Annotated in this window: 24 protein-coding genes; 20 read left to right on the top strand and 4 right to left on the bottom strand. The window is 65.5% G+C overall.

What is annotated here, in order from left to right; genetic code table 11:
- Window positions 1-60 precede the first annotated feature (60 nt).
- The 19 genes from ACN9M3_RS17565 to ACN9M3_RS17475 are packed head-to-tail and all read left to right on the top strand — an operon-like array spanning window position 61 to window position 16,232.
- Window positions 61-792, top strand: coding sequence for a beta-ketoacyl synthase chain length factor (locus ACN9M3_RS17565; protein WP_426161766.1), 732 nt, complete (start codon window positions 61-63; stop codon window positions 790-792).
- Complete coding sequence (locus ACN9M3_RS17560; RefSeq protein ID WP_426161765.1) at window positions 785-1,546, top strand: lysophospholipid acyltransferase family protein; 762 nt, start codon at window positions 785-787, stop codon at window positions 1,544-1,546. The genes ACN9M3_RS17565 and ACN9M3_RS17560 overlap by 8 nt, the downstream gene beginning before the upstream one ends.
- A complete protein-coding gene (locus tag ACN9M3_RS17555; protein WP_057263891.1) occupies window positions 1,539-1,793 on the top strand; it encodes a phosphopantetheine-binding protein in 255 nt (84 codons plus the stop codon). The genes ACN9M3_RS17560 and ACN9M3_RS17555 overlap by 8 nt, the downstream gene beginning before the upstream one ends.
- 37 nt (window positions 1,794-1,830) lie before the next feature.
- Entirely contained in the window at window positions 1,831-2,082 is a 252-nt protein-coding gene (locus tag ACN9M3_RS17550; protein ID WP_426161764.1) for an acyl carrier protein, read from the top strand.
- A gap of 5 nt (window positions 2,083-2,087) precedes the next feature.
- Window positions 2,088-2,633, top strand: a complete 546-nt coding sequence (locus ACN9M3_RS17545) for a hypothetical protein (RefSeq protein WP_426318132.1) — start codon at window positions 2,088-2,090, stop codon at window positions 2,631-2,633.
- Window positions 2,626-4,356: an AMP-binding protein gene (locus tag ACN9M3_RS17540; RefSeq protein WP_426318131.1), complete on the top strand. Its 1,731-nt coding sequence runs from the start codon at window positions 2,626-2,628 to the stop codon at window positions 4,354-4,356. The genes ACN9M3_RS17545 and ACN9M3_RS17540 overlap by 8 nt, the downstream gene beginning before the upstream one ends.
- A complete protein-coding gene (locus ACN9M3_RS17535) occupies window positions 4,349-5,098 on the top strand; it encodes a glycosyltransferase family 2 protein (RefSeq protein WP_426318130.1) in 750 nt (249 codons plus the stop codon). The genes ACN9M3_RS17540 and ACN9M3_RS17535 overlap by 8 nt, the downstream gene beginning before the upstream one ends.
- Complete coding sequence (locus ACN9M3_RS17530) at window positions 5,083-6,036, top strand: acyltransferase (RefSeq protein ID WP_426318129.1); 954 nt, start codon at window positions 5,083-5,085, stop codon at window positions 6,034-6,036. The genes ACN9M3_RS17535 and ACN9M3_RS17530 overlap by 16 nt, the downstream gene beginning before the upstream one ends.
- The gene (locus tag ACN9M3_RS17525) at window positions 6,023-7,588 is read left to right on the top strand and encodes an HAL/PAL/TAL family ammonia-lyase (protein WP_426161759.1); all 1,566 of its coding nucleotides are present in this window, start codon (window positions 6,023-6,025) and stop codon (window positions 7,586-7,588) included. Before ACN9M3_RS17530 ends, ACN9M3_RS17525 begins: the two co-directional genes overlap by 14 nt.
- Window positions 7,581-8,012, top strand: a complete 432-nt coding sequence (locus ACN9M3_RS17520; protein WP_426318128.1) for an acyl-CoA thioesterase — start codon at window positions 7,581-7,583, stop codon at window positions 8,010-8,012. Before ACN9M3_RS17525 ends, ACN9M3_RS17520 begins: the two co-directional genes overlap by 8 nt.
- Entirely contained in the window at window positions 8,009-8,611 is a 603-nt protein-coding gene (locus tag ACN9M3_RS17515) for an outer membrane lipoprotein carrier protein LolA (RefSeq protein ID WP_426318127.1), read from the top strand. Before ACN9M3_RS17520 ends, ACN9M3_RS17515 begins: the two co-directional genes overlap by 4 nt.
- Window positions 8,608-10,959: an MMPL family transporter gene (locus ACN9M3_RS17510; RefSeq protein ID WP_426161756.1), complete on the top strand. Its 2,352-nt coding sequence runs from the start codon at window positions 8,608-8,610 to the stop codon at window positions 10,957-10,959. Before ACN9M3_RS17515 ends, ACN9M3_RS17510 begins: the two co-directional genes overlap by 4 nt.
- Window positions 10,952-11,512 (top strand): DUF3261 domain-containing protein, encoded by a 561-nt coding sequence (locus ACN9M3_RS17505; RefSeq protein ID WP_426161754.1) that lies wholly within the window; start codon window positions 10,952-10,954, stop codon window positions 11,510-11,512. Before ACN9M3_RS17510 ends, ACN9M3_RS17505 begins: the two co-directional genes overlap by 8 nt.
- Window positions 11,513-11,527: 15 nt before the next feature.
- On the top strand, window positions 11,528-12,721 hold the full coding sequence (locus tag ACN9M3_RS17500; protein WP_426318126.1) for a beta-ketoacyl-ACP synthase: 1,194 nt from the start codon (window positions 11,528-11,530) through the stop codon (window positions 12,719-12,721).
- Complete coding sequence (locus ACN9M3_RS17495) at window positions 12,718-13,179, top strand: 3-hydroxylacyl-ACP dehydratase (protein WP_426318124.1); 462 nt, start codon at window positions 12,718-12,720, stop codon at window positions 13,177-13,179. The genes ACN9M3_RS17500 and ACN9M3_RS17495 overlap by 4 nt, the downstream gene beginning before the upstream one ends.
- Complete coding sequence (gene fabG / locus ACN9M3_RS17490) at window positions 13,176-13,913, top strand: 3-oxoacyl-ACP reductase FabG (protein ID WP_426318122.1); 738 nt, start codon at window positions 13,176-13,178, stop codon at window positions 13,911-13,913. The genes ACN9M3_RS17495 and fabG overlap by 4 nt, the downstream gene beginning before the upstream one ends.
- Complete coding sequence (locus tag ACN9M3_RS17485) at window positions 13,910-15,142, top strand: beta-ketoacyl-ACP synthase (protein ID WP_426161749.1); 1,233 nt, start codon at window positions 13,910-13,912, stop codon at window positions 15,140-15,142. Before fabG ends, ACN9M3_RS17485 begins: the two co-directional genes overlap by 4 nt.
- A gap of 12 nt (window positions 15,143-15,154) precedes the next feature.
- Window positions 15,155-15,598 (top strand): excinuclease ATPase subunit, encoded by a 444-nt coding sequence (locus ACN9M3_RS17480; RefSeq protein WP_426161748.1) that lies wholly within the window; start codon window positions 15,155-15,157, stop codon window positions 15,596-15,598.
- Window positions 15,599-15,611: 13 nt separating this feature from the next.
- Window positions 15,612-16,232 (top strand): 4'-phosphopantetheinyl transferase family protein, encoded by a 621-nt coding sequence (locus ACN9M3_RS17475; RefSeq protein ID WP_426318119.1) that lies wholly within the window; start codon window positions 15,612-15,614, stop codon window positions 16,230-16,232.
- On the opposite strand, the gene ACN9M3_RS17470 is transcribed toward ACN9M3_RS17475, so the two are convergent.
- On the bottom strand, window positions 16,233-17,087 hold the full coding sequence (locus ACN9M3_RS17470; protein WP_426318117.1) for a polysaccharide deacetylase family protein: 855 nt from the start codon (window positions 17,085-17,087) through the stop codon (window positions 16,233-16,235).
- 96 nt (window positions 17,088-17,183) lie between these two features.
- On the opposite strand from ACN9M3_RS17470, the gene ACN9M3_RS17465 reads away from it, so the two are divergent.
- A complete protein-coding gene (locus ACN9M3_RS17465) occupies window positions 17,184-17,906 on the top strand; it encodes a class I SAM-dependent methyltransferase (protein WP_426318115.1) in 723 nt (240 codons plus the stop codon).
- Here ACN9M3_RS17465 and ACN9M3_RS17460 read toward each other — a convergent pair.
- The 3 genes from ACN9M3_RS17460 to ACN9M3_RS17450 are packed head-to-tail and all read right to left on the bottom strand — an operon-like array spanning window position 17,903 to window position 19,898.
- Window positions 17,903-18,502 carry a DUF3617 family protein gene (locus tag ACN9M3_RS17460; RefSeq protein ID WP_426161744.1) on the bottom strand — a complete coding sequence of 200 codons (600 nt, stop codon included), beginning with the start codon at window positions 18,500-18,502 and terminating at the stop codon, window positions 17,903-17,905. The genes ACN9M3_RS17465 and ACN9M3_RS17460 overlap by 4 nt on opposite strands.
- A gap of 45 nt (window positions 18,503-18,547) precedes the next feature.
- Window positions 18,548-18,922, bottom strand: coding sequence for a cupin domain-containing protein (locus ACN9M3_RS17455; RefSeq protein ID WP_426161743.1), 375 nt, complete (start codon window positions 18,920-18,922; stop codon window positions 18,548-18,550).
- 7 nt (window positions 18,923-18,929) lie between these two features.
- The gene (locus ACN9M3_RS17450) at window positions 18,930-19,898 is read right to left on the bottom strand and encodes a ribonuclease Z (protein ID WP_426318112.1); all 969 of its coding nucleotides are present in this window, start codon (window positions 19,896-19,898) and stop codon (window positions 18,930-18,932) included.
- Window positions 19,899-19,959 lie beyond the last annotated feature (61 nt).

Here is a 19,959-nt window from a genome sequence, read left to right as displayed (position 1 = left end):
TCGGGCGGGCTGATCGTTTATAATCGCCGGCTTCCTCCAGATTTCCGATAGTTCAGCAAAGTGCGCACCCAGGGCATTAGTTTTTCAATTCTCAGGCATTCCGCATGGGCGCCAGGCATCAGCACGCCTGAAGCCTGGCAAGCCTGGGCGCAAGCGCCGTTTGCGATCCGTGCCGGCGAAGAGCCGGGCGTGAAAGCGATGCCGGCCATGCTGCGCCGCCGCGCGGGCTTCCTCGGCAAGATGGCGCTGGAAGTGGCCTATGACTGCCTCGAAGGCCGCAGCGGCGTGCCCACCGTGTTCTGTTCGCGCCATGGCGACGTGGCGCGCGCAGTTGAATTGCTATCGGACCTGGCGCGCAGCGAACCGTTGTCGCCGATGGCGTTCGGCATGGCCGTGCACAATGCCATCCCCGGCCTGTTCAGCATCGCCCGCAGCGATCGCGCCAATTACACTGCGCTGGCTTCCGGCGCGGCGTCGGTCGAACATGCGCTCATCGAAGCATGCGGCCTGCTGGCCGACGGTGCGACTAGCGTACTGCTGCTTGCCTGCGATTGCCCGCTGCCGGAATTATTTAGGCCATTCGAGGAATATGAAGAACAGCCGCACGCTTGGGCATGGCTGATCGCGCCGGCCGGCGCCAATGCAGTGCGGCTCGAATGGCAGGCTTGCGCCGAGTCGCCGTCTGCCAAGATGCCGGGCAGCCTGGAAGTGGCAGCCTTTTACGCCAGCGGCGCCCGCAAGCTCGAACGCTGCGACGGCCGCCTGCGCTGGACATGGAGCCGCGATGCTTGACCGTTACTGGCGCATTTTCGTGACGGGCCTGAGCTTCGTGGTCTTCGGCGTCGGCGGAATCGTACTGGGCCTCCTGGTGTTCCCGGTGATGAACCTGCTGATCCGCGACAGGCAGCGCCGCATCAGTGCCGCCCGCACCGTGATCCGCTGCGCCTTCCGCGTCTATATCGACATGATGCGGGTGATCGGCGTGCTGCGCTACGAGGTGCGCGGGCTGGAAAAGCTGGAGCGGGGCGGCATGCTGATCCTGGCCAACCACCCGACGCTGCTCGATACCGTGTTCCTGATGGCCTTCGTGAAGAACGCCGACTGCATCGTCAAGGGCGCGCTGTGGAACAACCCGTTCACGCGCGGCCCGGTGCGCGGCGCGGGCTATATCAATAACGAGGGCGGCGCGGAACTGGTGGACGACTGCATCGCTTCCCTGGAGCGCGGCAACAACCTGATCATCTTCCCGGAAGGGACGCGCACGCCGAAGAACGGCGTGATCAGCATGAAGCGCGGGGCCGCCAATATTGCGGTGCGCGGCGGGCGCGACATCACGCCTGTGCTGCTGCAATGCGATCCGCCCACGCTGCACAAGGGCGAAAAATGGTGGCGCGTGCCGTCGCGCCGCTTCCTGATCCAGATCGACGTGCAGGACGACCTGGCGGTCGCACGATTCACGGAGGGCGCCAGCGACGTGATGGCCGCGCGCCAATTGACCGACTTCTTACAAAATTATTTTGCCGGAAAGTGCCAAAGCAATGCTTGAACTCGAAGTGAAACAACTGATCATCGATGCCCTCCAGCTGGAAGACATCACACCGGATGATATCGACAGCGCAGCGCCGCTGTTCATCGAAGGCCTGGGCCTGGACTCGATCGACGCGCTCGAACTGGGCGTCGCTTTGCAAAAGAAGTACGGGATCTCGCTCTCGGCCGATTCGGAAGAGACGCGCCGTCATTTCGCCTCGGTGCAGGCGCTGGCCGCGATGATCGAGAGCCACCGACAGAAATAAAACAACGTAGGGGTAGAAGATGGTTAATCTGAAAGAAATGAGCAAAGACCAATTGCAAGCCTGGGTGGTCGACCTGCTCGCTGAAATGTTTGAACTGGATAAGTCGGAACTGTCCGCCGATTCCAACCTGTATGCCGACCTGGATATCGACAGCATCGATGCGGTCGACCTGGCGGTGAAACTGAAGCAGCTTACCGGCCAGCGCCTGCAGCCGGAAGTGTTCAAGACCATCCGCACCATCGGCGACGTGGTGGAAGCACTGGCCGGCAAGACGGAGCAGGTTGCGTAAGCAAGATGAGGATGAGTGTCCTGGCGGCAGCGATTACCCTGCTGTATCCATTGGCGATCTGGTTTGGCCACGGCCGCATCGATCCGCGCTGGCTGGCCGGCCTGCTGCTGCTTGCCGCCATGTCGCGGCTGCCCGCGCTGAAGCTGAGCGGTGTTGCGCGCTGGTCCGTTGCCGGTGCGCTGCTGCTGGTAGCTGCGGCGATCTGGAGCAACCTGCTGCTGCCATTGAAGCTCTACCCGGTGCTGGTGAACGCCGCGCTGCTGGCCGGTTTCGCCTATAGCCTGGGCACGCCGATGTCCGCCGTCGAGCGCATGGCCCGCCTGCGCGGCGAGGACTTTCCTCCGGTGGCACAAGCCTATATGCGCAAGGTGACGCAAGTCTGGTGCGGCTTTTTTGTGGTCAATGGCGCGCTTGCCCTTGGCACCGCACTGTGGGCGCCGGAAGCCGTCTGGTCGCTGTACACCGGTGTGATTTCCTATGCGCTGATGGCGCTGTTGTTCGGCGCAGAGTACCTGGTGCGCCTGCGTTTCAAGCGCTTGCATAATGTCTGACCGTATTGAAAATCTTTACGCCGCCATTGCGGCGCGCTCCGGCAATGCACTGGCCGGCTGGCGCGCGGGCGAGGGCGTCGACAACGCGCATTTCCTGGCCAGTGTTCGCAGCTGGCACGCGCTACTGAGCGCGCAGGCCGGCAGGAATTTCGCCCTGTTCCTGGAGGACAGCATTGAATTCGGCGCCGCACTGCTGGGCGCCTGGCACGCGGGCAAGACCATCTGGCTGAGCGCGGATACGCTGCCCGTCAGCTGCGCGGCGTTGCGCGGCGCCGTGGATGGCTTCCTCGGCGAGTTTCCGGCGGAGCTGGCTCCGTTGCAAGCCGCGCCTGGCGCGGCAACTGCAGCGGCTGCAGCGGCGCTTGCCGCGCTCGACCCGGACATGCCGGCACTCGTGGTGTTCACCTCCGGCAGCACCGGCGCGGCACAGGCCATTCCAAAGAAGCTGTCGCAGGTCGCCAGCGAAGTGGCGACCCTGGAAGAGCTGTTCGGCGCACGCATCGGCGCCGCCGACGTGCTGGCGACGGTCTCGCACCAGCATATTTACGGCCTGCTGTTCAAGGTGCTGTGGCCCCTGGCCAGCGGGCGCGCCATCCATGCCGCCAGCATCGTCTATCCGGAAGAACTGCTGCCTGCCATGGCAGCCGGACCGTGCATGCTGGTGGCCAGCCCGGCGCACCTGAAACGCCTGCCGGCGCACCTGGACTGGAGCCCTGCCGCAGCCATGCTGCGCGGCGTGTTCTCCTCCGGCGGCCCGTTGGCGGCCGATGCGGCGCTGGCCACCGGCGCACTGCTTGGCCAGGTGCCGACGGAAGTCTACGGCAGTTCCGAGACCGGCGGCATCGCCTGGCGCCGCCGCCGCGACGTCGGCGATGACGCATGGCAGCTGTTCCCGACGGTGGCATGGCGCATCAACGAAGAAGACGGCACGCTGGCGGTACGTTCGCCACACCTTCCCGACGACGACTGGTTCGCGCTGGCCGACCGCGTGGCGGCGACCGGCGGCGGCTTCCGCCTGCTGGGCCGCAGCGACCGCATCGTCAAGATCGAGGAAAAGCGCGTATCGCTCGGCGCGATGGAAGCTGCACTGCTGGCGTCCGGCCTGGCTGCCGAAGCCCGCGTGGCGCTGTGCGAACCGGTGCCGGGCGAGCGCCAGCGCCTGGCCGCTTTCGTGGTGCCTGCTGACAGTGGCCGCGCCTTGCTGGAACAGCAGGGCAAGCAGGCCCTGAACGCCCGCCTGCGCGCAGTGCTGGCCGGCGTGGTGGACGCGGTGGCGTTGCCGCGCCGCTGGCGCTACCTGGAACAGATGCCGGTCAATGCGCAGGGCAAGGTCACCGTGGCCGCCTTGCTGGCATTGCTGGGCGACGAGCGCCCGCGCTTCCCCCTGGTGCGCGAGCTGGCGAACGAAGACGGGCGCGTGCTGCTGGAAATTACGGCCCCGGCGCGCCTGCGGTATTTCGACGGTCACTTCGACGTGGCGCCTATCCTTCCGGGTGTGGTGCAGGTCGATTGGGCGATCCACTATGGCCGCCAGTATTTCGATCTGCCGGCGCAGTTCAAGAGCATGAGCCAGCTCAAGTTCCAGCAGGTGATCGGGCCAGAAAAACCGGTGCAGCTGGAACTGGCGTATGACGCTGCCAAGCATAGCCTGCGTTTCAGCTACAGCTCCGCAGCCGGCCAGCATTCGGGCGGGCGCGTGGCGCTGGGAGGTTGCGATGGCTGATTTCAAGCCTTGCGTCGTGGTGCCGGTATATAACCACGAACACGCCATTGGCACCGTGCTGGAAGGCCTGCTGGTGCACGGCGTGCCCGTGATCCTGGTCGACGACGGCAGTTCAGCCGCCTGTGCGGCGGTGCTCGATGCGCTGGCGGCCCGCCATGGCGAACGCGTGGTGCTGGAACGCCTGCCGCGCAACCAGGGCAAGGGCGCGGCAGTGCTGGCCGGGTTCCGCCGTGCCGGGCAACTCGGCTACAGCCATGCGGTGCAGATCGACGCCGACGGCCAGCACCAGACTGCCGATGTGCCGAAGTTCCTGGCGCAGGCGGCTGCCCACCCGCAAGCCGTGGTGTCGGGCTACCCGATCTACGACGAGTCGGTGCCGAAAGCGCGCCTGTACGGTCGTTACGCCACGCATGTCTGGGTCTGGATTAACACCATCTCGCTGGAAATCAGGGACTCCATGTGCGGCTTCCGCGTCTATCCGGTGGCGGCAGTCAATGCCCTGGCAGCGCGCCAGGCAATCGGTTCGCGCATGAATTTCGACACCGACATCATCGTGCGCCTGTTCTGGGACGGGCTGCGCGTAGTGAACGTTGGGACGCGCGTGTCCTATCCGGTCGACGGCGTGTCGCACTTCCGCGTCTGGCGCGACAACGTGCTGATCACGCGCATGCACACCGTGCTGTTCTTCGGCATGCTGCCGCGCATTCCCAAGCTGCTGGCGCGGAAATGGCGGGCAAATTGAGCGCGCGCGGCTTGCACTGGGCATCCATCAACGAAGTGAGCTTCGTTGCAGGCATGCGCCTGATGTTCTGGATTTTCCGCGTGTTCGGCCGCTGGCCGTTCCGCCTGGTGCTGTATCCGGTGCTCGCCTGGTACGTCATGGCCAAGCCGCTGCCGCGCCGCGCCTCCCGGGAATACCTGCGCCGTGTCGCGGGCCACACGTCCACCGAGCCGGCGGGCGTGATGCGCCATTTCGGCGCTTTCGGCGAGAGCATCCTCGACAAGATGCTGCTGTGGGGCGGCCTGTTCGACTTCAGCTCTGTCGACCTGCACGGCGGCGAGTTGATGACCGATGCGGTGGCGGCGGGACGCGGCGGCCTGCTGGTCTGCGCCCACCTGGGCAACCTGGAACTGTGCCGCGTGCTGTCGCGCCAGCGCCAGGACATCAAGCTGACGGTACTGGTGCATACAAAGCACGCGCAAGCCTTCAACGCCATGCTGGGCCGCCTGAACCCGGAGAGCCAGCTTAACCTGCTGCAGGTGACCGAGATGTCGCCCGCCACGGCGATGCTGCTGTCGGAGCGCGTTGCGCGCGGCGAGTTTGTGGTGATTGCCGGCGACCGCGTTCCCGTCTCGCTCAATCCGCGCGTGGCAGTAGCCGACTTCATCGGCGCCCCCGCGGCGTTCCCTATCGGCCCGCATATGCTGGCCAGCATTCTTCAATGCCCGGTGTACCTGTTGTTCTCGGTGTGCCGGGGCAGCCGTTCGGAAGTGCATTTCGAGCACTTCCGCGACCAGGTGCGCATCCCGCGCCAGGGGCGCGAAGCCGCACTACAAGTGCTGGCCGCCGACTATGCCCGCCGGCTCGAACACCATACCCTGCGCGCGCCGCTGCAGTGGTTCAATTTCTACGATTTCTGGCATTTACCTGGACTGGAACACAACGATGCATCTCGCTGACATCGCCCAACTGAATAACCCGCAGCGCAGCGTGCGCTTCGACCGCAACAACCTGACGATCGAAGACATCGTGGACATCGCGCAAGGGCGCGCCGCCGCCGTGCTGTCGGACGATCCGGAGTTCCGCGCCGCCATTGAACGCGGCGCCGGCTTCCTCGACCGCCTGCTGCGCGAAGACGGCACCATCTATGGCGTGACCACCGGCTACGGCGATTCCTGCACCGTGACGGTGCCGGCGGACCTGGTGCCGGACCTGCCGCACCACCTGTACACCTATCACGGCGTGGGGCTGGGCGAGTACTTCACGCCGGCCCAGAGCCGCGCCATCCTGGCTTCGCGCCTGGCCTCGCTGAGCAAGGGATTTTCCGGCGTCAGCGTCGAACTGCTGCTGCAGATTACCCGCCTGCTGGACGCCGGCCTGCTGCCGCTGATCCCTTCCGAAGGCTCGGTCGGCGCCTCCGGCGACCTGACCCCGCTGTCCTACCTCGCTGCCGTGCTGTGCGGTGAGCGTGAAGTCTGGCGCAACGGCGAGCAGGTGCCTGCCGCCCAGGCGCTGCAGGAGGCGGGCATCACCCCGCTGCGCCTGCGTCCAAAGGAGGGCCTGGCCATCATGAACGGCACCGCTGTCATGACGGCGCTGGCCTGCCTGGCCTACGACCGGGCCGATTACCTGGCCAGGCTGTGCACGCGCATCACCGCCATGGCGTCGTTCGCGATGGACGGCAATGCCCACCATTTCGACGAAGTGCTGTTCTCGGCCAAGCCGCATCCGGGCATGCAGCGGGTAGCCGCCTGGCTGCGCAGCGACTTGCCGACCGACCAATGGGAACGCAACGGCAAGCGCCTGCAGGACCGCTACTCGATCCGCTGCGCGCCGCACGTGATCGGGGTGCTGGCCGATACCATGCCGATGTTCCGCCAACTGATCGAGAATGAACTGAACAGCGCCAACGACAACCCGCTGGTGGACGTCGAAAACGAACGCATCCTGCACGGCGGCCACTTCTATGGCGGCCACATCGCCTTCGCCATGGACGGCATGAAAAATGCGGTGGCCAACCTGGCCGACCTGCTGGACCGCCAGATGGCGCTGCTGGTCGATGCACGCTACAACCATGGCTTGCCGGCCAACCTGTCCGGTGCGGTGGGTGCCCGGGCGCCGATCAACCACGGCCTGAAGGCGCTGCAGATCAGTGCCTCGGCATGGACGGCGGAAGCGTTGAAAGCGACCATGCCCGCCTCGGTGTTCTCGCGTTCCACCGAATGCCACAACCAGGACAAGGTCAGCATGGGCACCATCGCGGCGCGCGACTGCCTGCGCGTGCTGGAACTCACCGAGCAGGTGGTGGCGGCCTTGCTGGTGACCGTGCGCCAGGCCGTGTGGCTGCGCTGCCGCGACCACCAGGGCGTGCTTCCGGAAAGCCCGCTGGCTGCAATGCAGCAGGCCTTGGCCGCCGACATCGCCCCGGTGGAAGAAGACCGCCGCCTGGAACCGGACCTGCGCCTGATGCTGGAGCGCATCCGCAGCAAGGCATGGGCGCTGTATGCGTAAGCACAAGCAAAGCCGCTGGTTCGCGGAAGTCGAGATCGATGTCCAGTTCTTCGACCTGGACCCGATGGAGATCGTCTGGCACGGCAACTACGTGAAGTACCTGGAAATCGTGCGCTGCGCCTTGCTCGACAAGATCGGCTACAACTATCCGCAAATGAAGGCATCGGGCTACGCCTGGCCGGTCATCGACATGCAACTGCGCTACGTCAGTCCGGCGGTGTTCGGCCAGAAGCTGAAGCTGCGCGCCGACCTGGTCGAGTGGGAAAACCGCATGAAGATCGATTACCTGATCACCGATGCGGCCAGCGGCCAGCGCCTGAACCGCGCCAGCACCACCATGGTTGCCGTCGATATCGCGACGAAGGAGATGTGCTTTGCCTCGCCGCCGGTACTATTTGAGAAACTGGGGATTGAACCAGCATGAAAAAATACCTTGCAACCGTCCTGGCGCTGGCCGCCGCAGGCAGCGCGCAGGCCGCCGTGCCAAGCGCTAAAATTCAGGCAATGCTGGCCAAGCCGGGCGTCATGTGCGGCCGCTTCGACCAGACCAAGCAACTGGCGGGCATGAAAAAGCCGCTGGCGTCGGAAGGGCGCTTCTGCGTCGTCGCCGGCAAGGGCGTGCTATGGCGCACCCTGAAGCCTTTCCCCAACACGCTGCGCCTGACGCGCGAAGAGATCGTGAACTACCAGGGCGAACGCGTGGCCATGCGGCTGGACGCCAAGACCGAGCCGACCGTGCGCATGATTAACAATGTGCTGTTCTCGTTGCTGTCGGGCGACCTGGGCCAGCTCGACACGCTGTTCGACGGCGAGGGCAGCGTGGACGCCAACAGCTGGAACGTGGCGCTCAAGCCGCGCCAGGCTGCACTGGAAAAGGCCATCGGCACCATCAAGCTCGAAGGCGGCGCCTACGTCAGGCAGATCGTGATGAACGAGGCCAGCGGCGACCGCACCACCATCGTGTTCTCCGGCATCCAGACCGGGGACGGCGCGATGAACAAGGAAGAGGCGGCGCTGTTTTGAGGCAAACCCGAAAAATCGCGTGGCTGTGGGCCCTGGTGGCCTGCCTGCTGCTGGGCCATAACGCCACCCTGTGGCTGGTCCAGCGCATCGTGCCGGACACGGACATCATGGCGCTGCTGCCGGTCCAGGAGCGCGACCCGGTGCTGCAGGCTTCGTTCGGCCATATGGTCGACGCGGCGCAGCAGCGCGTGCTGGTCCTGGCCGGCGCCGCCGAATGGGATGATGCGCGCCGTGCCGCCGACGCCTACCAGGGCGTGCTGGCGGCGCGCAAGGATCTGTTCGAAGCCACCCCGATCAACGAGCAGACGCAGAACGACTGGCTTGGCCTGTTCCAGCGCCATCGCCTGGCGCTGCTGACGGCGCAGCAGGAGCAGCAGCTGCGCGAGCAGCCGTCCCAATTCTGGCTGGAATCGGCGCTGGCCAGGCTGTATGCGCCTTTCGGCGGCCCGAAGCTCGGCTCGTGGCAGGATGATCCCTACGGCCTGTTTGCCGGCTGGGTACAGGAGCGCGCCCAGGAAACGCCGGTGCGTCCGCGCGACGGCCACCTGTTCGTCGCCGACGCGCAGCGCCAGTACGTGCTGTTGCCGCTGACCCTGAAGGTTCCCGCGCTGTCGATGACCGCGCAGGAAACCGTGCTGCCCGTGCTGCGGCAGGCCGAAGCGGCGGCGCGCAAGGCAGCCCCGCAAGTGGAGCTGATCCAGGCCGGCGTCATCCTGCACGCCGCCAGCGCCAGCGCCCAGGCCAGCGGCGAGATGTCGACCATCGGCATCGGCTCCCTGGTCGGCATTATCGTGCTGACCTGGTTTACCTTCCGCTCCCTCAAGCCGATCGCGCTGATCCTGCTGTCGATCGGTATCGGCTGCCTGGGCGCATTGTCGGTATGCTGGCTGCTGTTCGGCCGCATCCACCTCCTGACCCTGGTATTTGGCGCCAGCCTGATTGGCGTGGCGCAGGACTACGGGATCTACTTCCTGTGCAACCGCCTCGCAGCCGATGAAAAGCTCGATTCCGTGACGCTGCTCAAGCGGCTGCTGCCGGGCCTTGGCCTGACCTTGCTGGCGGCGGTGATCGGCTACACCGGCCTGGCGTTGACGCCTTTCCCTGGCCTGCGCCAGATGGCGGTGTTCTCGGCGCTGGGCCTGGTGTTTGCGTGGTTGACGGTGGTGTGCTGGTTCCCGGCACTGATCAACGGCCGTACCCTGCGCAGTGGCTGGCTGGTGAAGCATTATGGCGCGGCGCTCGCGCGCTGGCCGGTGTGGCGTGGCAGCCGGGGCACGCTGGCAGCTGCCGTTCTCTTCGCCGTACTGGCCGCCTGGGGCATCAGCCGCTTGGGCGCAAACGACGACATCCGCCTGCTGCAGAATCCCCCCAAGCACCTGGTGGCGGACCAGCTCAAGCTGGGCAAGCTGCTGGATGCGCCGACGCCGGTACAGTATTTCCTGGTGCGCGGCGATTCGGCCGAACAGGTGCTGCAGCGCGAAGAAGAATTGAAAGCGCGCCTGGACCGGCACGTGGCGGCCCGGCGCCTGACGGGCTACCAGGCCATGTCGAACTGGGTGCCGTCGGCACGTACGCAGGCGGCGCGCCGCACGCTGGTCGAACAGAAGCTGCTGGCCGACGACGGCCCGCTGCAAGGCATCGCCGGCCAGGCCGGCGAGGACGAGCAATGGATTGCCGCCACCCGCAAGGCGCTGCTGGCAGCCGGCCAGCCGCTGCTGCTCGACGAATTCCTTGCTTCCCCTGCCAGCGAGCCCTGGCGCCACTTGTGGCTGGGCGAGCGGCAAGGCGCGTACGCCAGCATCGTTGCCTTGCGCGGCATGGACAACAAGGCCGCCCAACAGGTCATGCTGGCTGCCGATGGCCTGCAGGGCGTGCAATGGGTCGACAAGGTGGCCGAGATTTCCTCGGTCCTGGGCCGCTACCGCGCCTACATGGGCTGGGTGGTGCTGGGCGCCTACGCCGTGGTGTTCGTGCTGTTGCTGCACCGCTATCGCAGCCGTACCTGGCGTGTGCTGGCGCCGACTGCGCTGGCCAGCATCGCGACGCTGGCCATGCTTGGCTTTGCATCGCAGAACCTGCAGCTATTCCATGTACTGGCCCTGATGCTGCTGCTTGGCGTGGGCGTGGATTATGGCATCTTCATGCAGGAACACCCGGAGCGCAGCGACCGCACGCCGTGGCTGGCAGTCGGCATGTCGGCCGCCAACACCATCCTGTCGTTTGGCTTGCTGGGACTGAGCGCGACGCCGGCCTTGCAGGCCTTCGGCCTGACGATGCTGCTGGGGACCACGCTGGTCTGGCTGCTGGTTCCGTGTTTTGCTATTGTGAAGGAAATCAGGAATGTTTAACGCGCTTCCGCGCCGCCTTGCCGCCGTCGCCGGCACCTTGCTGCTGGCCGCCTGTGCCGCCACGCCGCCGCAACCGCAGGCTCGCCTTGGCCTGAAGCTGGCGCCCGCTGCTCTGGGCACTTCGCTGAGCGTGCAGCAGCACCTGAAGGTCGAGCGCAACGGCCGCACCGATGACCTGGACGTGGCCTTGCAGGTGGAGCCGGAAGCGGTGGACGTGGTCGGGCTGGCATTCGGCCAGCGCGTGCTGTCGCTGCACTACGACGGCAGGGAACTCACTTCCTGGCGCCATGTGATGCTGCCGGCGCAGGTGCGGGCCGAGGATGTGCTGGAAGATATCCAGCTCACCCTGTGGCCGGCCGATGCCGTGGCGGCAGCCTTGCCTGCCGGCTGGCGGGTGGCCGAGCAGGGGCGCTTGCGCACCCTGTACCTGGACGATGCGCCTGTGATGCAGATCACTTACAGCGACGCGCAGCGCTGGAGTGGCACCGTAGTATTGGAAAACCTGCGCTATCGCTATAAGCTGACGATCCAGTTCGCGGCGAATGCGGACTGAGTGCGAGGGCGAGCAATGTCGAAGATCTACCTGAATGAATGCGGCATCATCTGTGCGCTGGGCGAAGGCCAGGCGCAGGTGAAGGCGCGCCTGTTTGCGGGACAGGCCGGCGTGTCCACAACCGGCCGCTGGTCGAAAGGCCGCGAACTGGCGCTGGGCGAAGTGCCGGGCGAGCTGCCATCGGTGGCGCATTTGCCTGCCCACCTTCGCAGCCGCAACAACGCACTGGCCCTGGCGGCCCTGGCGCAAATCCGCGAGGCGGTGCAGGCGGCCGTCAACCGTTATGGTGCGGGACGCGTCGGCGTGGTGCTCGGCACCAGCACTTCCGGCATCGGCGAGACCGAACAGGCGCTGGCGCACCACGTGGCGCACGGCGCACTGCCTCCAGAATTCAGCTACCGTGCGCAGGAAATGGGCTCGCCGGCCGAACTGCTGGCCTTGGAGCTGGGCCTGGAAGGCCCGGCCTACGTGCATTCAACAGCCTGCTCGTCGGCCGCCAAGGCGATGGCAAGTGCCGCGCGCATGATCCGCATGGGCCTGTGCGATGCGGTGGTGACCGGCGGCGCCGACTCGCTGTGCGCCTTTACCGTGGCGGGCTTCTCGGCGCTGGAATCGGTCAGCCCCGGCCAGTGCAACCCGATGAGCGCCAACCGGAAGGGGATCAATATCGGCGAAGGCGCGGCCCTGTTCCTGATGGAAGCCATACCTGGCGGCCCGCAAGCCGTTGAGCTGATGGGCTGGGGCGAATCGTCCGACGGCCACCACATCTCCGCGCCCGATCCGGAAGGCGCCGGCGCCCGGTTGGCGTTCGAACAGGCATTGCGCCGAGCGGGCGTGGGTGCGGCCGAGGTGGACTACATCAATATGCACGGTACCGCCACGCCGCAGAACGATGCCATGGAGTCGCGCGTGATCGCGACCCTGTTCGGCGAAGAAGTGCCGGTCAGCTCGACCAAGCCGTTCACCGGCCATACCCTGGGCGCGGCCGCCGCCGTTGAAGCAGCGCTGTGCTGGCTGGCCATGCAGGACGATAACGCGCAGGGGCGGCTGCCGCCGCATTTGTGGGACGGCGCCGCCGATCCTGCATTGCCGGCACTGAACCTGGCGCCGCCGGGCGCTGCGCTGGGCCGGCCGCTGCGCCGGGTGCTGAGCAGCTCTTTCGCGTTCGGCGGTTCGAATGCCGTGCTGCTGCTGGGGAGGCCTGGATGAACATGCCGGACATCCGCCAGCTGGTGCCCCATTCCGGCCAGATGGTATTGCTCGACCGGGTGCTGGAAGCCGACGCTGAGCGCCTGTGCGCCGAAGTGTGCATCCACGAAGCCAGCATCCTGGCGGGCGCCGACGGCGTCGGCTCCTGGGTGGGCATCGAATACATGGCGCAGGCGATTGCCGCGCACGCCGGCTGGCTCGCGCTGCAGCGGGGCGAGGAAGTCAAGGTTGGCTTCCTGCTCGGCTCGCGCAAGTACGAAGCCAATGTCGCCAGCTTTGCGCTGGGAAGCGTGCTGCGGGTGCATGTGCGCCGCGTGCTGCAGTCCGAAAACGGGCTGGGCGCCTTCGAATGCCGCATCGACATCGCGGGCGGGCCGGCCAATGCCGCCGCCGCAACGGTCACGGTATTCCAGCCAGATAATGTCAATCAATTTCTCAAAGATGGAAACGTAGGATGAATCAGAACAAGTCCATGAGCGTGCTGGTGACCGGATCGTCGCGCGGTATCGGCAAGGCGATTGCGCTGCGCCTGGCGCGCGACGGTTACGACGTGGTGCTGCACTGCCGCAGCCAGCGCGCCGAAGCCGAAGCGGTCGCGCAGGAGATCGTGCAACTGGGCCGCGTCGCGCGCGTGCTGCAGTTCGACATCAGCGACCGCGCCGCCACGGCCGCTGCGCTGGAAGCGGACATCGCGCAACACGGCTGCTACTACGGCGTGGTCTGCAACGCCGGCGTGGCGCGCGACAACGCCTTCCCGGCCATGTCGGGCGAGGACTGGGACATTGTCCTGCAAACCAACCTGGATGGCTTCTACAACGTCCTGAACCCGCTGATCATGCCGCTGGTACAGCGCCGCAAGCCGGGCCGCATTGTCACCCTGGCGTCCGTCTCGGGCCTGATCGGCAACCGGGGCCAGGTCAACTACAGCGCCGCCAAGGCCGGCATCATCGGCGCCACCAAGGCCCTGGCGCTGGAACTGGCCAAGCGTTCGATCACCGTCAATTGCGTGGCGCCCGGCCTGATCGAAACCGACATGATCGAGGAAGTGCCGATGGAAGAAGCGCTGAAGATGATCCCGGCGCGCCGCGTCGGCAAGCCGGAAGAGGTGGCGGCCGCGGTCAGCTTCCTGGTCGGCGAAGATGCGGGCTATATCACCCGCCAGGTCATTTCCGTCAACGGAGGCCTGGCATGAGCCGCCGTGTCGCCATCACCGGCATGGCCGGCATCAGCCCGCTGGGCAACGACTGGGCAGCGGTGCGAGAGCGGCTTGGCCAGTTCCGCAATGCCGTGGTACGCATGGAGGAGTGGGAAGACTACGAGGGCCTGAATACCCGCCTGGGCGCACCGGCTGCGCCGTTCGAACTGTCCGCACGCTATAACCGCAAGACCACCCGCAGCATGGGCCGCGTAGCCCTGATGGCAACCCGCGCGACCGAACTGGCGCTGGAAGACGCGGGCCTGCTCGAACACCCTTTGACCAGGAGCGGCGACATGGGCGTGTCGTTCGGTTCGTCCGCCGGCACCCCAAGCGCCATCGGCGATTTCGGCCGCATGATGGAAGAGCGCACCACCAAGGGCATCAACGCCACCACCTACATCAAGATGATGTCGCACACGGCGCCGGTGAATATCGGCGTGTTCTTCGGCCTGACCGGGCGAGTGATCACCACCTCCAGCGCCTGTACCTCGGGCAGCCAGGGCATTGGCTACGCCTACGAGGCGATCAGGAGCGGCAAGCAGGTCGCCATGGTCGCCGGCGGCGCCGAGGAACTGTGCGCCACGGAAGCCGCGGTGTTCGACACCCTGTTCGCCACCAGCGTGCGCAACGACCAGGCGCAAGCGACGCCGCGTCCGTTCGACCGCGCCCGCGATGGCCTGGTGATCGGCGAAGGCGCCGGCTGCCTGATCCTGGAAGACCTGGAGCATGCGGAGGCGCGCGGCGCCACGATCTATGCGGAAGTGGTCGGCTTTGGCACCAATAGCGACGGCTGCCACGTCACGCAGCCCAATGCGGCCACCATGCAGCGCGCCATGGAGCTGGCCCTGCAGGACGCAGGCCTGGAGGCATCGGACATCGGCTACATCAATGCCCACGGCACCGCCACCGCCCAGGGCGACATCGCCGAATCGCATGCCACGCTGGCGGTGTTCGGCGGCGCCATTCCGATCAGTTCGTTGAAGAGCTATATGGGCCATACGCTGGGTGCCTGCGGTGCGCTGGAAGCATGGATCAGCATCGAGATGATGCGCGAGGGCTGGTTCGCGCCGACCATCAACCTGGAGGAAACCGATCCCGAGTGCGCGGCGCTGGATTACATCGCCGGCACCGGCCGAGAACTCGATTGCGAATACGTGATGTCGAATAATTTTGCTTTCGGCGGCATCAATACCTCGCTGATTTTTAAACGCTACAACAAATAGAAGGAAGACCAGATGAAAAAGATGATTTCTGTAGTAGTGATGGCCGCCGCCGCCATGGCATCGTCGGCAGCTTCGGCTGGCAACGACATGCTGAAGTTTCCGATCGAGGGCGCCATGGCCGCTAACGACGCGCAGGCACGCCTGGGCGATTCGGTCAAGTTCTACTTCGCCGGCCAGCCAACGCCGGCCATCGCTTCCAAGATCATTAGCGACAAGACCAGCCAGCGCACCAACGGTTTTGGCAAGTCGGCTGAAAAGGCATGCAATTACGTCTTCCTGTCCGCCATGCTGCAGTTGCAGAAGCGCGCGCAGGACGTTGGCGCTGATGCCGTGGTCAATATCGTCAGCAATTTCAATAACGTTGAGTTCGCCAGCGCTACCGAGTTCCAATGCGCCGACGGCGCACTGATGGCCGGCGTGGCGCTGAAGGGCGATTTCGTCAAGCTGGCCAGGTAAGGAGAAGCGGCGCATGGCGCGCGGGATGCTGCTTTGGCTGGCCGATGCGGGTGCACTGCCCGAGGCAAGCCTGCAGCGCTACCTCGCATGGCTGACGCCGGGCGAACTGGCGCGCCATGGGCGCTTTGTACGCGAACTGCGCAAGCGCCAGTTTGTCGCCGGGCGGGTGTTGCTGCGGATGGCGCTGGCGCCGCTGCTGGGTGTTCAGCCGCAGCAGGTGCTGCTGGAGGAACGCAACGGGCAGGCGCCGCGGCTGCTGACGCCGGCGCCGGGCGGCGCGACGCCAGGCTTCAGCATTTCCCACAGCGGCCGCTGGGTGGCCTGTGCCGTCGGCGACCATGCGGTGGGTCTGGACATTGAAATGCGCGATGCCTCCCGCGACCTCGCTGCCTTGGCAAAGCAGGCCTTCGACGCCGATGAAATGGCGCGCTGGCAGCAGATGCAGCGCTGGGATGACGCAGCAAGAATTGAAGGCTTTTATCGGCTCTGGAGCGAAAAGGAAGCGCGCATCAAGCTCGGCTTGGCGGTGGGCGGCCATTGCGTCGTCGTGCCGCACCGGGAGCTGTCGGTGGTGTTATGCAGTGCCGTGCAGCTGGCGAGCGTGCCGCAGCCGGTGCTGGTCGCCTTGCCCTGATCAATGCTCCCACAGCCAGTGCCAGAGGCCGGGCAGGGGCGGGGCGTTTTCCGGGGTGTCGACGGATGAGGCCAGGGCTGCGCGCTCAAGCTCGTCGCGGTTGTCGTAGAAAGGCTTGTCGGCCAGCGGGATCTCCAGCTCGCGCGCAACGTCGAGCAGGATTCCGAGGTATTCCTCGAAATGGCGGGCGGTATGGCTGTTGACGTCGTGGAAGGTGACGACGACGGGCGTGGCGCCGTCGACGGCCGGCATGGCGCCGGCGGCCCAGCGCTTGCGGGTTTCGGCCAGCATGTTGAGCATGTTGGAGCGCTTGTGGAAGCTCATGTTGAAGACGTAGACCACGCCGTCCTTGGCGCTCAGGTCGGTCAGCAGCATGTGCAGGCCATAGGCATGGTAGGACGCCAGCGTATCGGCGTCATAGGCCCAGAACGGCGGGCGCACCAGCTTGGGCACGACGCCGGTTTCTGCCAGCAGGTCGGCGACGCCAAGCTGCAGGGTCGCATCGAGCTTTTCACGGCTCATGAGGCGGTGGTTGGAATGGAAGGTCGTGGCAGAGTGCAGCGCGACCACGTGGCCTTCGGCATGCTCGCGCCGGATCAGCGCGCGGCCCCTGTCGGTGCCGCCGCCGCTCCAGGCACGCGTCTGCGTGAAGAACACGGCCTTGATGTTGTCCTGGTAAGGATTCTTCTCCAGGGTTTCAAGGATGCGCACCGTGGGATTGAAGTAGGGGGCCCAGGCCGGGCCGTCATCGAACGTGAGCAGGAAGCGCACAGGGGCCTGGTCGGCCTGCGCTGCCGCTCCCGGGGGAAGTAGCAGTATTGTTAAGGCAGCAAGCAGCAGGCGCAGGAAAAGCACGGCAAAAGGTCGTCAGGACAGGTCGGCCCGATATTGTACGTGATTTGACCAAGCGTCTCTCGCAGGCCGTTTGTATCAACTTAAACAGAAAAGAATATGAGCGCTAGTTTAGAAGGCATCCAGTCGTCCGGTGAGGTTCACGTTGAAGAGACGGCATTTGGCAAATGGTTTTTGCGTACCGAGACGTGGACCGTGCACGTGCTGGAGCGTGCGCTGAAGGATCTGCAGCGCCTGATGCCGGATGCGCCGGCCAGTTTCGGCGTGGTGGCCGATGTCGGCTGCGGCTTTGGCCGCTCCCTGCCGAAACTGCACCAGCGCTTCGTGCCGCAGCGCCTGATCGGCATGGACATCGACCCGGAGATGCTGCAGCACGCGGCGAAGGAAGTGGCCGCGCATGACATCAAGGCCGAATTCATCTGCTGTTCGAGCTCTAATATCAAGCTGGAAGACAATTCGGTGGACCTGCTGTTCTGCCACCAGACCTTCCACCACCTGGTGGACCAGGAAAACGCGATCCGCGAGTTCTTCCGCGTGCTCAAGCCGGGCGGCGTCCTGCTGTTCGCCGAATCGACCAGGCGTTACATCCATTCCTGGATCATCCGCCTGCTGTTCCGCCATCCGATGGACGTGCAGAAAACCGCGCCTGAATACCTGGCGATGGTGCGTAACGCCGGCTTCAGCGTGCCTGACAGTGCGGTTTCCTACCCCTTCCTGTGGTGGAGCCGCGAGGACCTGGGATTGATGGAGCGCGTGCTGCGCATCAATCCGCCGGCCGAACGCGAGGAAACCCTGATCAACCTGGTGGCGGTCAAGCCTTAGCCTTCCTGCTGCGGCGCTACGCTGCCGCAGTCGCTGCCTTTCCAGCGGGCGGTCACTTCCTGGGTGGCGTGGAAGTCGCCCGCTTGCGGGACCGGGGCGCCATCAGGGCCGGTGACCTTGCCGTCGCCGACCATCTTGAAGCGCCATTCCTTGCTGTTGGCGACGATGTACTCGCCGCTGCCATTGTAGGTGGTCCCTTGCGGGCCAATGCAGGCCGCCTTGAACTTGGCGCCCGAACTGCTGGCCGAGATGATGTCCAGCTTGCAGCCTTGCGCCGACTGCTCCATCTTGCGCTTGATGTCTTCGGTGTCGACGCCTTTGGCCACCTGGGCCGCCGTTAGGCAGGTCCGGGTCCCGCCGGCGTTGCCGCCTTGTCCCATCTGGTCCTGCATCTGCTTGCGCTGTTCAGGCGTCAGGCGCGCCATCATGCGTTCGCGCCCTTTGCGCATCGTTTCCTCTACATTCTGGCCGTTGATCATGGTGACACGGTTTTCTTCCCACAGGCCCGGTGCCAGTTTGAGGGGGATGACTTCAGCGTGGCTGGCCAGGCAAACGGTGGCAAGGCTGGCGGCAAGTGCGTGGATGGTGAACTTCATTCGAGGCTCCTGTGGGGAAAAGGAGCGAATGGTAGCAAAAAAACATCAGGATGGGCCGTTCGTTTTGCGCTCAACGATGACATAGTGCTTGCGGACCGGTTCCAGGACTTCAAACACGCCCTTGAACCCGGCCGGGATGACCAGGGCGTCGCCCGGCCCGGCTTCGGCTGCGTGTCCCTGTTCATCGATCACGCGGCAGCGGCCTTCGAGGACGCAGAAATACTCATCCTTGTTGGGCGCGAAGGCGATACGCCAGCTGCCTTTCTCGCAGGCCCAGATGCCGGCATGGACTTCGCCGCTGGCGTTGCTGAAATGGTTCCATGTGGTGCGCAGCGGGTTCCCGTCGAGCCGGCGGTCTTCGCGCGGATGGTCGTATTCGGGGGCTGGAGCCTGAGCGCGGAATTCTGTGATTGCAGTCATGGCGTCATTATACGCGCGGCGCCGGCACCATCTTGGCCAGTACGCCATCGTCGAGTTCATAGGTATCGAAGTCGCTGGCCAGGAAAAGCCGGCCGCTGTAATGCTGGCGCGCTTCCGCCTCCACCTCTGCCATGCCTTCCTTACTGTCATAGCGGGGGCTGAAGTGCGTCAGGACCAGGTTCGGCACCTCGGCTTGGGCAGCGAAATGGGCAGTGCGCTGCACTGAGCTGTGCTGCGGCCCCGGGCCGACTTTCTGCAGCACGGCTTCCGTGTAGGTCGCTTCATGGACCAGCAGGTCGGCGCCCTGGCAGGCTTCGGCCAGCAGCGAAGGGGTGTCGTTGTCGCCGCCGATGACCGCATTCACGCGTTCGACGTGCTCCGAGCGGAACCCGGCAGCGGCCAGCAGCGTGCCATCGTCCAGCCGGACGTCCTTGCCGTGCTGGAGCTGGCCCCAGGCCGGGCCGGGCGACACGCCGCGTGCGCGCAAGGCGTCGCTATCAACCTTCCATGTAGTCTTTTCGAAGCTAAACTTAAAGCCGAAGCTTGGCGCGCGGTGCGACAGCGGGAAGCGTTCGATCTTCAGCCCATCCTGGTGGTGCACCAGGCGCTGGTTCGCGACGTCGACATGGATGATCTCGAACGTGAGGAAGAGCTCCGTGTGCAGCATGGTGGCATCGAGCCAGGCCTTGACGGCGGCCGGCGCAATCAGGATCAGCGGCTTCTTGCGGCCGGTCATGGAGGCGCTTGCGAGCAGCCCAGGCAGGCCATAACTATGGTCGCCATGGACGTGGGTGATGCAGATGCCGGCCAGGTCATGCACGGTGAGCGGAATGCGCTGCAGCTGGTGCTGGGTGGCTTCGCCGCAATCGACCAGCCACCAGTCGCGGTTCATTGTTGAGTGCAAGGCCAGCGCGGTGACGTTGCGCCGGATGGTCGGCACGCCGGATGAGGTGCCAAGGAAGGTCAGTTTCAGCATGCCATATTATGCCGCATCAGGGCCGGTTCGTGGCCCGCGCGCGACAGGCGCCAGTGCCTTG

Source organism: Pseudoduganella sp. R-43 (assembly GCF_049913255.1).
In the GTDB taxonomy this organism is placed as follows: Bacteria; Pseudomonadota; Gammaproteobacteria; order Burkholderiales; family Burkholderiaceae_D; genus Rugamonas.
The sequence above is the reverse complement of the archived record's forward strand: the minus strand, read 5'-3'. Positions and strand labels throughout refer to the sequence as shown.